General features: G+C 33.7%; 13 protein-coding genes. 9 read left to right on the top strand and 4 right to left on the bottom strand.

Annotated features, from left to right (window positions below):
• Positions 1–96: 96 nt before the first annotated feature.
• From EG242_RS01735 to EG242_RS01725, 3 genes are read left to right on the top strand one after another with little or no spacing between them, the layout of a single operon-like run.
• Positions 97–3,414, top strand: a complete 3,318-nt coding sequence (locus EG242_RS01735; protein ID WP_124898194.1) for a DUF2723 domain-containing protein — start codon at positions 97–99, stop codon at positions 3,412–3,414.
• A 54-nt stretch (positions 3,415–3,468) separates the two neighbouring features.
• The gene (gene thiL / locus EG242_RS01730; RefSeq protein ID WP_124898193.1) at positions 3,469–4,521 is read left to right on the top strand and encodes a thiamine-phosphate kinase; all 1,053 of its coding nucleotides are present in this window, start codon (positions 3,469–3,471) and stop codon (positions 4,519–4,521) included.
• A 16-nt stretch (positions 4,522–4,537) separates the two neighbouring features.
• Positions 4,538–5,698, top strand: a complete 1,161-nt coding sequence (locus tag EG242_RS01725) for a hypothetical protein (RefSeq protein WP_124898192.1) — start codon at positions 4,538–4,540, stop codon at positions 5,696–5,698.
• A 39-nt stretch (positions 5,699–5,737) separates the two neighbouring features.
• Here EG242_RS01725 and aspA read toward each other — a convergent pair whose 3' ends face one another.
• Positions 5,738–7,132 carry an aspartate ammonia-lyase gene (gene aspA, locus EG242_RS01720; RefSeq protein ID WP_124898191.1) on the bottom strand — a complete coding sequence of 465 codons (1,395 nt, stop codon included), beginning with the start codon at positions 7,130–7,132 and terminating at the stop codon, positions 5,738–5,740.
• A gap of 66 nt (positions 7,133–7,198) precedes the next feature.
• Between aspA and EG242_RS01715 the strand changes: the two genes are divergently transcribed.
• Positions 7,199–7,840, top strand: coding sequence for an NAD(P)H-binding protein (locus tag EG242_RS01715; protein WP_124898190.1), 642 nt, complete (start codon positions 7,199–7,201; stop codon positions 7,838–7,840).
• Here EG242_RS01715 and EG242_RS01710 read toward each other — a convergent pair.
• Both EG242_RS01710 and EG242_RS01705 read right to left on the bottom strand, forming a co-directional pair.
• Complete coding sequence (locus EG242_RS01710; protein ID WP_124898189.1) at positions 7,837–8,193, bottom strand: YraN family protein; 357 nt, start codon at positions 8,191–8,193, stop codon at positions 7,837–7,839. The genes EG242_RS01715 and EG242_RS01710 overlap by 4 nt on opposite strands.
• A gap of 1 nt (position 8,194) precedes the next feature.
• A complete protein-coding gene (locus tag EG242_RS01705; protein ID WP_124898188.1) occupies positions 8,195–9,091 on the bottom strand; it encodes a S66 peptidase family protein in 897 nt (298 codons plus the stop codon).
• Positions 9,092–9,261: 170 nt separating this feature from the next.
• On the opposite strand from EG242_RS01705, the gene EG242_RS01700 reads away from it, so the two are divergent.
• The 5 genes from EG242_RS01700 to EG242_RS01680 all read left to right on the top strand — a co-directional run bounded on the left by EG242_RS01700 (position 9,262) and on the right by EG242_RS01680 (position 12,858).
• Positions 9,262–9,672, top strand: coding sequence for a BrxA/BrxB family bacilliredoxin (locus tag EG242_RS01700; RefSeq protein WP_124898187.1), 411 nt, complete (start codon positions 9,262–9,264; stop codon positions 9,670–9,672).
• Between the two features lie 86 nt (positions 9,673–9,758).
• Complete coding sequence (locus EG242_RS01695) at positions 9,759–10,490, top strand: lysophospholipid acyltransferase family protein (protein ID WP_124898186.1); 732 nt, start codon at positions 9,759–9,761, stop codon at positions 10,488–10,490.
• A gap of 31 nt (positions 10,491–10,521) precedes the next feature.
• Complete coding sequence (locus tag EG242_RS01690) at positions 10,522–11,526, top strand: acyl-ACP desaturase (protein ID WP_124898185.1); 1,005 nt, start codon at positions 10,522–10,524, stop codon at positions 11,524–11,526.
• A gap of 127 nt (positions 11,527–11,653) precedes the next feature.
• A complete protein-coding gene (locus EG242_RS01685; protein WP_124898184.1) occupies positions 11,654–12,298 on the top strand; it encodes an HD domain-containing protein in 645 nt (214 codons plus the stop codon).
• A 68-nt stretch (positions 12,299–12,366) separates the two neighbouring features.
• Positions 12,367–12,858 carry a 3'-5' exonuclease gene (locus EG242_RS01680; protein WP_124898183.1) on the top strand — a complete coding sequence of 164 codons (492 nt, stop codon included), beginning with the start codon at positions 12,367–12,369 and terminating at the stop codon, positions 12,856–12,858.
• A gap of 50 nt (positions 12,859–12,908) precedes the next feature.
• Here the strand turns inward: EG242_RS01680 and EG242_RS01675 are convergent, their stop codons facing one another.
• A complete protein-coding gene (locus EG242_RS01675; RefSeq protein WP_235831842.1) occupies positions 12,909–13,859 on the bottom strand; it encodes a mechanosensitive ion channel family protein in 951 nt (316 codons plus the stop codon).
• Positions 13,860–13,915: the final 56 nt, after the last annotated feature.

The following is a 13,915-nucleotide window of genomic DNA, read 5'->3' as shown; positions in this document are numbered from 1 at the left end:
TAGCATCTTAGAATTAATATTAAGTGCATTTTTTACGAATTAAAAAAAAAACGCTTTCTTTGTAGTTCTTACATAAAAAGATCAAAAATAACTATTATGTTGACAATCAATTTTAAAAAGTGGAATACCATCACCGGATGGCTTGCATTTTTAATTGCACTTACAGTTTATACTTTAACCTTAGAACCTACCGTTAGTTTTTGGGATGCCGGTGAATACATTGCTACATCGGCAAAATTAGAAGTTGGTCACCCACCAGGCGCACCACTTTTCCAGATGATTGGCGCGTTTGCAGCTATGTTTGCCACATCACCCGATAAAATTGCGGCAATGGTAAACTGGGTTTCAGCACTATCAAGCGCTTTTGCTGTGTTGTTTATGTTTTGGTCGGCTACCAATATTCTACTAAAAGTTGTTAAAATAGGAAGCGAAAAACTATCAAACCATACTGTAATCGCCGTTTTAGGAAGCTGTTTAATTGGTGCGTTAACCTTTACTTTTTCTGATACTTTTTGGTTTAGTGCGGTAGAAACCGAAGTGTACGCAATGGCAACTTTTATGTTGGCATTGCTGCTGTGGCTTGGTTTACGCTGGATTGATGCTATTGACGAACCACGAGGCAATAAGTGGTTGTTGTTAATCGCTTTAGTTGTAGGTATGTCATTTGGGGTGCATTTTATGGCATTGTTGGCAATCCCGTCTATTGGATATTTGTATTTCTTTAAAAAATATCCAAAAGTAACCGTTAAAAACTTCATTATTGCAAACATTGCAGTAGTTGCGGTTTTATTGTTTGTTTTTGGATTTTTACTTCCATATACCATGATTTTCTTTGGAAAGTCAGAGATTTTCTTTGTAAATTCAATTGGTTTGCCGTTTAATTCAGGAACCATCATTGCTTTTGTATTATTGGTTGGTTTCTTTGTATTCGGATTAAAATACACGCGAGAAAAGAAAAAGCATTTTGCAAACACATTAATTCTTTCAGTATTATTCATTTTTATTGGATTTTCTTGTTGGTTAATGTTGCCAATTCGAGCAAATACCCAGATTCCAATCAACGAAAACAAACCGTCTGATGCGGCTGAATTGTTAGATTACTACAACCGTAAACAATATGGATCTCGTTCGTTGTTTTACGATACATTTTTCACGGTTAAATACGGTGGTGCTCTAGATCCATCACAGCCTTATAAAGACGGAAAAGTTGATTATGAAAGAGATTACGCTTCCGGGAAATACAGCATTATAAACGACGGAAAAAATTCAGATCCTAATTATGCAAGTCGTTTTAAAGGACTTTTACCTCGTTTGTGGGAGCCTGACATGGCTGCAAATTACATGGCGTTTACAAAACCTGTTGATTTTAAAATAAAACCTGAATATGCTTCTGAACCAGAAGTAATGGAAATGGCAGGGCAATTAAAGGCACAAGCACAATCTGGCAGAATGTCTATGCGTGAATACGATTACTACCTTAAACAAATGGGTGAGTATATCGAAGTAGAAAAGCCTAGCTTTACAGATAACATTGGCTTTATGTTCAACTATCAGTTTGGATATATGTACACTCGTTATCTACTATGGAATTTCGCCGGACGCCAAAATGATATCCAAGGAAATAACGATCGTATGAACGGTAACTGGATTTCGGGTATCAAGTTTTTAGACGAAATTCGTTTGGGATCGCAAGAAAATTTAACCAGCGATATGTTGAACAATAAAGGAAGAAATGTTTATTACATGTTGCCGTTTATTTTAGGTTTGGTTGGTTTTGTGTTTCATTACCGCAAAGATCCTAAAACATTCTATGTGTTATTAGCATTGTTCTTATTCACAAGTTTTGCCCTAAAAATATTCTTAAACGAGCGACCATTCGAACCTCGCGAGCGTGATTATGCGGTAGTGGGTTCATTCATGGTTTTTGCTATGTGGGTAGGTTACGGTGTGTATGCTATTTACGAATTTGTATCGAGCAAAGTAAACGCTAAAGTTGCTTTGCCATTGGTTTTAGGAGTTATGTTTTTAGCATCGCCGGTATTATTAGCAAAAGAAAACTGGAACGATCACGACCGTTCAGAAAAATACACCGCTTTAGCGTTGGGTAGAGCTTACTTGGATTCGTTAGATCCAAATGCAATTATTTTTACGATTGGTGATAACGATACGTTCCCGCTTTGGTATTTACAAGAAGTGGAAGGTTATAGAACCGATGTGCGCGTGGTTTGTACCACTTTATTACAGGCAGAATGGTATATCGATCAAATGAAAGTAAAAGCGTACGATTCAGAAGCATTAAAAATTCGTTTTAATCATAGACAATATTCGGGTGAGAATCTGTATTATGCAGCTATGGCACCAACTGTAGACGAGCGTTTCGATATAAATACGATTTTGGAATTTATAGCTTCTGACGATCCTAGAGCCAAAATGGAAACCGAAAGTGGTATGTTTATTACACGTATCCCTACAAATAAATTTATTTTGCCTGTAAATAAAGATAAAGTTCTTAAAAATGGAATTGTTTCTCAAAAATTTGCTGACGAAGTTGTTTCTGAAATCCCTATTGATGTAAAAGCAAATGCGTTGTACCGTATGCGTGTGATTATGTTTGATATCATTGCAAACAACAATTGGGACAGACCAGTATATTTTACAGGCGGATCTATTACCGATGAAGATTTCTTGTGGATGAAAGATTATCTGCAATTAAACGGATTGGTTTACAAATTGGTTCCTGTTAAGGCAAAACGTATGTACGATGGGCATCCGCTTTATATTGGATCTATCGATACAGAAAAAATGTATAAAACAGTCAACAGTTGGTATTGGGGTAATTTTGGAAGTCCGAATATTTATCACGATCCTGAAACCCGTAAAAATGCTGTTAGTTTCCGCATAAATTTAACTCGCTTAGCAGAACAATTAGTAGAAGAGGGTAAAATGGATAAAGCTAAAAATGTAGTAGATTTAGCAATGAAAAATTTCCCAATTGAATTTTTCCTTCCGAATGATAGAAACGGAAACTACTTTACTGTTGAACCTTTTGCAGATTTGTATTATACATTAGGCGAGCATAAAAAAGCAGCCGATATTGCTGTGAAATTGTTTACAAAAGCCGAAGAAGATTTAAGATTCTATAAAGGAATGAAGTTAAACGAACAACAAGAGTATGGATCAGACATTATTTTTGCGTTTGAAACTGCTTACCGTATCATTGATAATTGTAAAATGCACAATGACAATGCAACTGTAACTGCTTTAAACAACCGCATTGCACCTTACGAAAAACATTTTCAACGATATTTAAATGCCTACAAACAGCAACAAGAATCAGAAAATGAAATGACGCAACAAGAAGAACAAATGCTGAAAGATTCAACCACACAAACAATAGATTCTACACAACAATAATTTTAGTAAAGACGGTATTTTTGCCGTCTTTACCAATTAAATAAAACAACAAATATGTTAGAAAATAAAGATCAAAACAAAACCTCGTTGGCACAATTAGGCGAATTCGGTTTAATCAATCATATCACAAAAAACTTTTCAATTCAGCAAGAATCAACAATAAAAGCAATAGGGGATGATGCTGCGGTTTTAGATTTTAAATCGAAAAAAGCAGTCGTATCAACCGATTTATTGGTAGAAGGTGTACATTTTGATTTAAGTTACATGCCGTTGAAACATTTGGGTTACAAAGCAGTGGTTGTAAATGTTTCAGACATTTGTGCAATGAATGCAACACCTACACAAGTAACAATTTCTATCGCAGTTTCAAACAGATTTCCGTTAGAAGCAATTGAAGAATTGTACGAAGGTATTCGTTTGGCATGTGATTTCTATAAAGTCGATTTAATTGGAGGCGACACAACTTCTAGCACTACCGGATTATTAATTAGTGTTACTGCATTAGGAGAGGTAAATGAAGAGGACATTGCCTATCGTTCGGGCGCGCAGGAAAACGATTTGTTAGTAGTTTCGGGCGATATAGGATCGGCTTATATGGGCTTACAAGTTTTAGAACGTGAAAAGCAAGTGTTTTTGGTAAATCCGCAAAATCAACCTAATTTAGAAGATTATTCTTACATTATAGAACGACAGTTAAAACCTGAAGCTCGTACCGATATTAAAGAGCTTTTGCAGAAATTAGAGGTGAAACCAACCGCAATGATCGATGTTTCAGACGGAATTTCTTCTGAAATTATGCACATCTGTAAAGCATCAAACGTAGGTTGTAATTTGTATGAAGATAAATTGCCATTAGATCCACAATTGATAAACGTTTGTGAAGAGTTTAATTTAGACAGTACAACCATTGCCATAAACGGCGGTGAAGATTACGAATTACTGTTCACTGTTTCAATGAATGATTTCGAAAAAATAAAAGGAAATCCGCATTTATCAATTATCGGGCACATGACGGCTGAAAAAGAAGGGATGCATTTAATTACGAGAGAAAATACTAAGTTGGCATTAAAAGCTCGCGGCTGGAATGCTTTGAACGAGGAAGAATAAACTTAATAAACACTATATGAAAAATTATTTATCATTATTACTAATCTTTATGTTCACTAATTTATTTGCTCAAAATAAATTTGAACTAGGTTATTACATTGATCAATCTGGAAATAAAATAGAAGGAGAAATTTCAGAAATAACACTTGATCGTTTTCCTTCACATTTCATCATCAAAAATAAAGGAAAACAAGAAACAATAGAAACCAACAAGGTTAGTTTAATTAAATATGGAACATTTGTTTTTGAAAAGAAATCGTTTCAGTATGATCCTTCCGTACGTTTAGATATTGCCAATATGCCAAAACAAAAAGAATATCAGCTAGTAAATAAAACTGCTTTTGTTCAATTAATGGTTAATGGAGATACCAAACTTTATAAGTATTCAGAGAATGGTGTTGCTACCTTTTTTTATGAAACTGCGAATAACCAACGAACTACTTTAGAGTATAAAAGGTATTTAGGAAATGCAAATGATATCAATGAAAATAAAGAATTTACCAACCAATTAAAAAATTTAAATAACAAATCGGTTAATAATAACGAGGGATTTTATAATGCCTTAAAATATAATGACGCAGATTTAGTTGATTATTTTAAAAAGTTGAATGGCAAAAGCTATAAAGAAAATAAAAAATCAAAAGTGTTCTTTAATATTTTTGCAGGATATTCTATTAGTTCAATGGGGATTAATTTTTTGCAAGATTTACCAGCCAAAAGTCATCAGCATATTACGGTTATGCCAGAGATTGAATATGTTCTTAATAATAACATTATGAACCCGACTAGTTTTTACTTCAATTTAAAATACCGTACAGTAAAAGCTGAGTATGAGGAAGTTTATGTAAGGGAAAATTGGCAACATCAGGTAGATTATCAGTCGTTACTTTTTTCATTCGGAGCAAAGAAATATTTTTTATCATCAAAAGACATGAAGTTTTATGGAAAAGTAGGTTTTGCATTAGATATACCAATTAAAGACGAAATCCTATCTCCAGTTGAGTCTTGGAGATTAAATCCTATTTTTCTAGATCATTACAAAGGAGGAATTAATACTGGGTTAGGTGTAAGACTAAATGAATCTTTTTTAATAGAGATTGATTACGATCATCTTTTTAATACGCTACATATAAAGAAAAATACCTCTATAAATTTTAAAGTAGGTTATAGTTTCTAATAACAAAACCCCAGAATTTTAAATTCTGGGGTTTATATTTTAATGCGAACTCAGCATATTTTTAGGATCTAAATAGGTGTCTAATTGTTCTTTTGTTAAAATATTCTGTTCAATTATTAAATCGTATACGCTACGGTTTTCTTCCAACGCTTGTTTGGCGATTTTGGTACTGTTTTTATAGCCAATAATAGGGTTTAAAGCGGTGACAATACCAATGCTGTTGTAAACTTCGTTTCTTAAATGATCTGTGTTAGCTGTAATTCCATCTACACATTCAATTCGTAAAGTATCAATAGCGTTTGTAAGTATTTCAATAGAATCAAATAAAGTTAAGGCAATAATAGGTTCCATAACATTTAGTTGTAGTTGTCCGGCTTCGGCAGCTAAACTTACGGTAAGCTCGTTTCCTATTATTTTAAAACAAACCTGATTTACAACTTCGGGAATTACTGGATTAACTTTACCAGGCATAATAGACGATCCTGGTTGTTTGGGTGGTAAATTAATCTCGTACAAGCCCGTGCGTGGACCAGATGCTAATAAACGTAAATCGTTACATATTTTAGATAGTTTTACTGCTAACTTTTTCAACGCTCCAGCATAAGCTACAAAACTACTGGTGTCTGATGTTGCTTCTACTAAATTTTCTGCTAGTTTAACAGGTTCGTTTAACAGGGTAGCTAATTTTTCTGCACATAATTGCGCATACCCTTTAGGTGCGTTCAATCCTGTGCCAATTGCCGTTGCACCCATATTTACTTCTAAAAATTCAAAAGCTTGATTTTGTAAATAGGGAATTTCTTTTTTCAATGTAAAAGCAAATGCTTCAAATTCCTGTCCTAAAGTCATGGGAACCGCGTCTTGCAATTGTGTTCTCCCCATTTTTATAACGCTTTCAAACTCTTTTGCTTTACGGTCTAGAGCAAAAAAAAGTTTTTCTAAAGCATCTGTAACTTGTTTAGACATTTGATATAATGCCAGTTTTAAAGCAGAAGGATACGCATCATTTGTTGATTGCGATAAGTTTACATGATCGTTTGGTGAACAATGTTGATACATTCCTTTTTCATACCCCATTTTTTCTAAAGCAATGTTTGCAATTACTTCGTTGGCATTCATGTTTACCGATGTTCCTGCGCCACCTTGAATCATATCTATAGGAAATTCCTCAAAATATTGATCTTTTAAAATGTCCAAACAAGCTTGGGAAATAGCATCTTTCAACGGCTCGTTGATTAATCCTAATTCAAAATTGGTTTCAACAGCAGCTAATTTTACCACTGCTAAAGATTTTATAAAAATTGGGTATTGATATAATTTGTGATTTGATATTTTAAAGTTAGCAATAGCACGTTGTGTTTGTACACCATAGTATGCATTTTTGGGCACTTGTAATTCTCCCAACAAATCAGTCTCTGTTCTAAAAGAATTCATAATTTTTCTTTACAAGATACAAAAAAACTCAAATAGTTGTATTATTGCTTTAATTAATTTTGATTTATGAAAGTGTTATTAATAGGCGCAACAGGTGCAACGGGAATTTTTGTATTGCATAATTTACTAAACGATTCACGAGTTGATGAGGTAATTATTTTTGTAAGAAAATCGACAAATATTAAACACGTTAAACTTAAAGAAATAGTAACATCTTTTGATCAGTTAAACGGATATCAATCACACATGCAAGCGCATGTAGCTATTTCGTGTTTAGGTACCACCTTAAAACAAGCAGGTAGCAAAGAAGCACAATGGGTGGTTGATCATGATTATCAGTTACAATTTGCTAAGCTTGCAAAACAAAACCATGTGCCACATTTTATATTACTATCAGCTATGGGCGCAACTGCAACTTCTAAAATATTTTATAACAAAATGAAAGGTGCTTTAGAAGACGCTGTGAAAGAATTACATTTTACACGATTAGATGTGTTGCAGCCAAGTTTACTTATCCGCCCGAATAGTAATAGATTTGGTGAAAGAATAAGCGAAAAAGTGTTGTCGCTTTTAAATAGTGTTGGTATTTTAAAATCGTATCAACCCATAAAAGTAGAAAATCTTGGTGCTATAATAGCCCAATTAATTTTTGAAAAACAACCCGGTGTTTATGTGTGGAATTTGAAAGATCTATTAAAAAAACTTTAAAAGAAATAGTAGGCGTTTTCAATGTGATTAATTTCATTTGTTTTTCCAATAACTACCGAAATAATATCCAAACTCACTTCGTAATCAATGTCTTTGCTATCTATGTAGGCATTGGTTGCTTCTAATATTAATTTTATTTTTTTATTGTTCACAAAACTTTCGGGTTCGCCAAAATCTATTGAAGTTCGTGTTTTAACTTCAATAATAGCTAAAATGTTATTTTTAAGTGCAATAATGTCAATCTCGGCTTTTTTATACCTGTAATTTGTTTCTAGAATAACATAATTGTTTGCTTCTAAAAATTCTTTAGCTAATTGTTCTCCCTTTTTTCCTGTTTCGTTATGTGTTGCCATATTAAATGTATTTTAACAAGGTGCATTCATCAGATACCTGCAAAGAAACTTTAGTTCCTAACTTTAAAGCGCGATTATCTGGAATATGACCCGCAGGAAAATCAAAGCAAATCGGGAAATTGTATTCTTTACAAATATCTAAAATAATTTGCTGAACATTGTACCCAAACGGAATCTGGTTGTCGTGCATATCGGTCATTCCGCCAATAATCAATCCGTTTAAATCATCGAAATATCCGTTGCGTTTCAGGTTGTAAAGCATTCGGTCGATATGATACAGATATTCATCTAAATCTTCTAAATACAAAATTTTATTTTGAGTATTTACAGATGATTTCGATCCTAATAAACTATAAATAATAGATAAATTACCGCCAATTAATACACCTTCTGTACTACCCATTTTATTGCTTGAATTTGATAGGGTTTTTATTTCATAATCTTCATTAAACAAAGCCTGACGCAATGTTTCTTTAGCTTCGATCATTGCTTTGGGAACAGAATATGGCATAATGGCATGTAAAGTTGCAATACCCAAATTGTGAATATGACTATGTAAAACGGTAATATCGCTGAAACCAATCACCCATTTTGGATTTTTTATGAATTTAGAAAAATCGAGCTTGTCAATAATTCTAACCGTTCCATAACCGCCACGTGCAATCCAAATAGCTTTAATGTTAGGGTTGTCCATCATGCGTTGTAAATCTGCAGCGCGTTGTTCGTCTGTGCCACCTAATTGATTTGCGTTTACGTCTATTGTTGCGCCAAATTCTATCTTCAATCCCCACGATTCAAAAAGGGCAACAGCTTGCACAGCTTCTTCACTAGAAAAACTGCGGGCGGTACAGACCATGGCAACAGTGTCTCCTTTTTTTAGATAAGCAGGTGTTTTCATAATAATAATTTTAAACAAAAATAGTTTTTAATTGATATTTAGAAAATGTTTCAAGTGTTTTTTCTGAAGATGAATTTATCTCTCTAAACAAATAACATTTCTTTAAGTTTAGAAACTTTTAACTGTAACTAAAAAACATTAAATTTGTAAACAATTTTAATTAATTAGATATGTATCCAGAAGAAATAGTAAAACCAATGCAAGAAGAATTAACTTCGGCAGGTTTTGAAGCATTATATACAGCAGATGAGGTTGAAAGCGCTTTATCAAAAGAAGGAACAACGTTAGTAGTAGTTAACTCGGTTTGTGGTTGTGCAGCAAGAAACGCACGTCCGGGAGCAATTATGAGTTTAACTAACGGGAAAAAACCAGAAAATATTGTAACTGTTTTCGCAGGTGTAAATAAAGAAGCAGTTGATGTAGCTCGTGAAAAAATGTTTCCATTTCCTCCGTCATCGCCATCAATGGCATTGTTTAAAAACGGAGAATTGGTGCATATGTTAGAGCGTCATCATATCGAAGGGCATCCAGCAGAAATTATTTCAGAAAATTTAAAAGAAGCTTACAACGAACATTGTTAATTTTATAGCTTAAAAAATACACAAAAATCTACTGAATATCGGTAGATTTTTTTATTTGTTGTATATTTGAACATAAATTGTAAAAAGTGCACAAAATTTTATCTTATCCGTTAAGTATTGTATATTATATTTTATTAAGCCTAAGTTTACTAATTTTTCATCCAATACAATGGATTTGCTTGAATTTATTTGGATATCAGGCACATACACGAAGCGTTGTGCTATTGCAATGGTTTTTAATGCGCAGTGCCAATGTTTTAGGGTCAACGTTTACGGTAAAAGGTCGTGAAAAATTACCCGTAAACAAACCAATTATTTACGTATCAAACCACCAATCAATGTTTGATATTGTTTCCATGATATGGTTTTTACGTAAAACACATCCAAAATTTGTAAGTAAAAAAGAACTAGGCAAAGGTATACCAAGTGTTTCATATAATTTAAAACACGGTGGTTCTGTTTTAATAGATCGCAATGATCCAAAACAAGCATTGCCTGCGATAAAAGGTTTGGGCGAATACATACAGAAATACAACCGTTCTGCAGTGATTTTTCCTGAAGGAACACGATCTAAAAACGGAGCACCAAAACGCTTTTCAGAAAATGGAGTAAAAATGCTGTGTAAATTTGCGCCAGATGCCTATTTAGTGCCATTAACCATAAATAATTCGTGGAAAATGTTCCGTTTTGGAATGTTTCCAATGGGATTAGGAAGCGCAGTTACATTAGAAGTTCATGATGCTATGAAAGTTTCTGATTACGATTTTAAAACTTTGTTCGAGAAAACAGAAGAGGCAATAACTTCTTCTATAAAATAACACAACGCAAGTTGTAAAAAAAGATTAAAAAATGTCAATTCAAAATGTTCGATTAGAAGTGATGCAGTTCTTAGAAAAGAACGTAGATGCTTTTATGGAGAATTACTTAATTCCCGTAGAAAAAATCTGGCAGCCTTCAGATATGTTACCCGATTCACAGAACGAAAACTTTTTTGAAGAAGTTCGTGAACTACAAGCTTATGCTAAAGAATTGCCTTACGATTTTTGGGTGGTTTTGGTAGGCGATACCATTACAGAAGAAGCCTTACCAACCTATGAATCTTGGTTAATGGATGTAGAAGGTGTTGATCAAAAGGGTGGCGAAGACGGTAGTGGAAACGGATGGGCAAAATGGTTGCGCCATTGGACCGGTGAAGAAAACCGTCACGGTGATTTACTAAATAAGTATTTATATTTATCTGGTCGTGTTAATATGCGCGAAGTAGAAATTACTACACAATATTTAATTAACGACGGTTTTGATCCGGGAACGGACCGCGATCCTTATAAAAACTTTGTTTTTACAAGTTTTCAAGAATTAGCAACGTATGTTTCGCATAATCGTGTAGCGCAGTTAGCTAAGAAAAACGGCGATCATAAGTTATCAAAAATATGTAAATTAATTGCAGGTGATGAAATGCGCCACCATCATGCATATTCAGAATTTGTAGATCGTATTTTTCAGGTAGATCCTTCGGAAATGATGAAAGCTTTTCATTACATGATGAAGAAAAAAATTACCATGCCGGCAAATTTAATTCGTGAATCGGGCGGAGCAATTGGCGACGCATTCCATAATTTCTCAGAATCGGCACAAAGAATTGGTGTTTACACAGCAATGGATTATGTTGATATTTTAAATAAACTGATTAAACGTTGGGAAATAGACAAGGTTAACAACCTAACAGACGAAGCCGAAAAAGCAAGAGATTACCTAATGAAATTACCAGACCGTATGGCGAGATTAGCCGAGCGTATGAAGATTTCAGATGAATCGCACGTTTTTAAATGGGTAACACCAGCAATCATAAAATAATATTAAGCCGATAGAAATATCGGCTTTTTTAATCTTTTGTAAATGTTGATTAAGTGAGATATTAAAGTACAATTTTTCAGTTCGTGCGAAGTCGAGAACTTATAAACAATATAATTAAAAGCATAAAATGAATTATATAGATCAAACCATAACCTTTGTTAAAAAAGAACTAGAAGGCGCCGAAGCTGGTCACGACTGGTTTCATATCCAACGTGTGTACAACAATGCATTAAGTCTTTTAAAAACAGAACAAGCCAATGAGCAGGTTGTGGTTTTAGGCGCTTTGTTACATGATATTGCCGATAGTAAATTCCATAACGGTGATGAAACAATTGGTCCAAAGAAAGCAATTGATTTTATGACATCAATTAATATAAGCGATGATATTAAAGAACACGTAGTAAAAATCATTGAAAATATTTCGTTTAAAAGCGGTAATTTCAACAGGTCGTTTCAATCTAAAGAATTAGAAATTGTTCAAGATGCCGACCGGTTAGATGCTATTGGAGCCATAGGTATTGCCCGAACTTTTAATTACGGCGGATATAAAAACAATGGGTTGTATGATCCGGAAATTCAACCAAAATTAAAAATGACCAAAGAAGAGTACAAAAATCATAAAGGCACAACTATCAATCATTTTTATGAAAAATTATTACTGCTTAAAGATTTGATGAATACCGAAACTGGAAAAAAAATGGCAGAAAATCGCCACCAATACATGGAAGGTTTTTTAGAACAGTTTTATAACGAATGGAATGGAAAAGCGTAAGAAATTACGTTTTTTTAAATTAAAATTGATTGTTCTTTTATAATTTATATTTCCAAAATAAATCAAATATGAACACCTTTGCAGCTTTAGATTTTGAAACCGCCAATAAGCACCGCAGTAGTGTGTGCAGCGTCGGTTTGGTTTTTGTAGAAAATGGTTTGGTCGTAGATAAATATTACGAACTCATAAAACCAGTGCCTAATTTTTACAGTTATTGGAACACCCAAGTACATGGATTGGTTGCAGATGATACTGACTACGCCGCCGAATTTCCGAAATTATGGCTCGATTTATCCAAACGACTTAAAAATATGCCTTTAGTGGCACACAATAGTATGTTTGATGAAGGATGTTTAAAAGCTGTTTTGCAGGCCTATGAATTACCGGTGCATCAAAATAAATTTTTATGTACTTACAGAGCAGCAAAAAAAATGTTTCCTAATTTACCCAATCATAAACTGCCGACTGTTTCAAGATATTTAGGTTTTAATTTGGATAGTCATCATAACGCTTTAGCCGATGCCGAAGCTTGTGCGCATATTGCTTTAAGGGTGTTTTAGGGATAAATTATTTAAAAAAATACCGCTTCGTTTCCAAAGCGGTATTGTGTTTATTTATTTTCAGGTTTATCACTAATAATACGCATTTCTTGTTGAGGGAAAGGAATGTTGATTCCGGCTTTGTCTAAAGCAATTTTAATTTCTTGCTGTAAACTGTTTCTTGCCGCCCAATAATCGTCTTTGCTTGCCCAAGCACGAATGGTAAGGTTTACAGAGCTTGCAGCCAATTCATTTACAAAAACATCGGGTGCAGGATCTTGAACTACGCGCGGATCGTTTTTTAAAACATCTAAAATAATATTTTGCGCCGTTTTAATATTGTCGTCGTAACCAATCCCAACAATATATTCAAACCTACGATTGGTGATTTTACTATAATTTCTAATGACCGAATTTGCTAATGTTCCGTTCGGACTAAAAACTTTTATCCCTTGCGCGGTGGTAAGTGTGGTATATAGTAAATCGATCTTATCAACCGTTCCTTCTGTATTTGATGGATTTTCTATATAATCACCTACTTCAAACGGACGGAATAATAAAATCAATACACCACCTGCAAAATTTGCCAGTGAGCCTTGCAATGCTAAACCAACAGCAAGTACCAAACCAGATAATGCTCCTAAAATAGCGGTTGTTTGAAAACCAAGATTTCCTGCTACCGATAAAATCAATAAAGCGTATAAAACAAATTTGATAATCGATAGTAAGAAACCTCTTAAAGACATATCTACGTTTCGTTTTTCAAATCGATTTTTTACTATTCTTAAAACGGTTCTTATGATGAATAAACCGATTATTAAAAATACAATTGCTTTTACAACTGCTGGAATAGCATCTATCAGCATTGCAATAAACCGTTCCATGTGTATTGAAACATCTGTAACCACAGATGTAATACCTTCTTTCATATTTTCAGGTTTTACTGCATTCAATAATTCTTCTTTTTCAGCTGCCAACGTAAGAGTGTCTTTTGTTACAGCTACGATAGAATCTTTTTTCATTTAATAAATTTTTTTACAAAATTAAAAAAGAGAAGCGTATTGTGCTTCTCTTTATA

This window comes from Paenimyroides viscosum (assembly GCF_003858535.1).
Lineage (GTDB): Bacteria > Bacteroidota > Bacteroidia > Flavobacteriales > Flavobacteriaceae > Flavobacterium > Flavobacterium viscosum.
This window is presented reverse-complemented; position numbering and strand designations above follow the sequence as displayed.

Coding starts and splice junctions, on each gene's coding strand:
- EG242_RS01675 (WP_235831842.1), bottom strand. CDS start 13,859: ATGAAAAAAGATTCTATCGTAGCTGTAACAAAAGACACTCTTACGTTG.
- EG242_RS01690 (WP_124898185.1), top strand. CDS start 10,522: ATGTCAATTCAAAATGTTCGATTAGAAGTGATGCAGTTCTTAGAAAAG.
- thiL (WP_124898193.1), top strand. CDS start 3,469: ATGTTAGAAAATAAAGATCAAAACAAAACCTCGTTGGCACAATTAGGC.
- EG242_RS01680 (WP_124898183.1), top strand. CDS start 12,367: ATGAACACCTTTGCAGCTTTAGATTTTGAAACCGCCAATAAGCACCGC.
- EG242_RS01725 (WP_124898192.1), top strand. CDS start 4,538: ATGAAAAATTATTTATCATTATTACTAATCTTTATGTTCACTAATTTA.
- aspA (WP_124898191.1), bottom strand. CDS start 7,132: ATGAATTCTTTTAGAACAGAGACTGATTTGTTGGGAGAATTACAAGTG.
- EG242_RS01700 (WP_124898187.1), top strand. CDS start 9,262: ATGTATCCAGAAGAAATAGTAAAACCAATGCAAGAAGAATTAACTTCG.
- EG242_RS01705 (WP_124898188.1), bottom strand. CDS start 9,091: ATGAAAACACCTGCTTATCTAAAAAAAGGAGACACTGTTGCCATGGTC.
- EG242_RS01735 (WP_124898194.1), top strand. CDS start 97: ATGTTGACAATCAATTTTAAAAAGTGGAATACCATCACCGGATGGCTT.
- EG242_RS01715 (WP_124898190.1), top strand. CDS start 7,199: ATGAAAGTGTTATTAATAGGCGCAACAGGTGCAACGGGAATTTTTGTA.
- EG242_RS01710 (WP_124898189.1), bottom strand. CDS start 8,193: ATGGCAACACATAACGAAACAGGAAAAAAGGGAGAACAATTAGCTAAA.
- EG242_RS01685 (WP_124898184.1), top strand. CDS start 11,654: ATGAATTATATAGATCAAACCATAACCTTTGTTAAAAAAGAACTAGAA.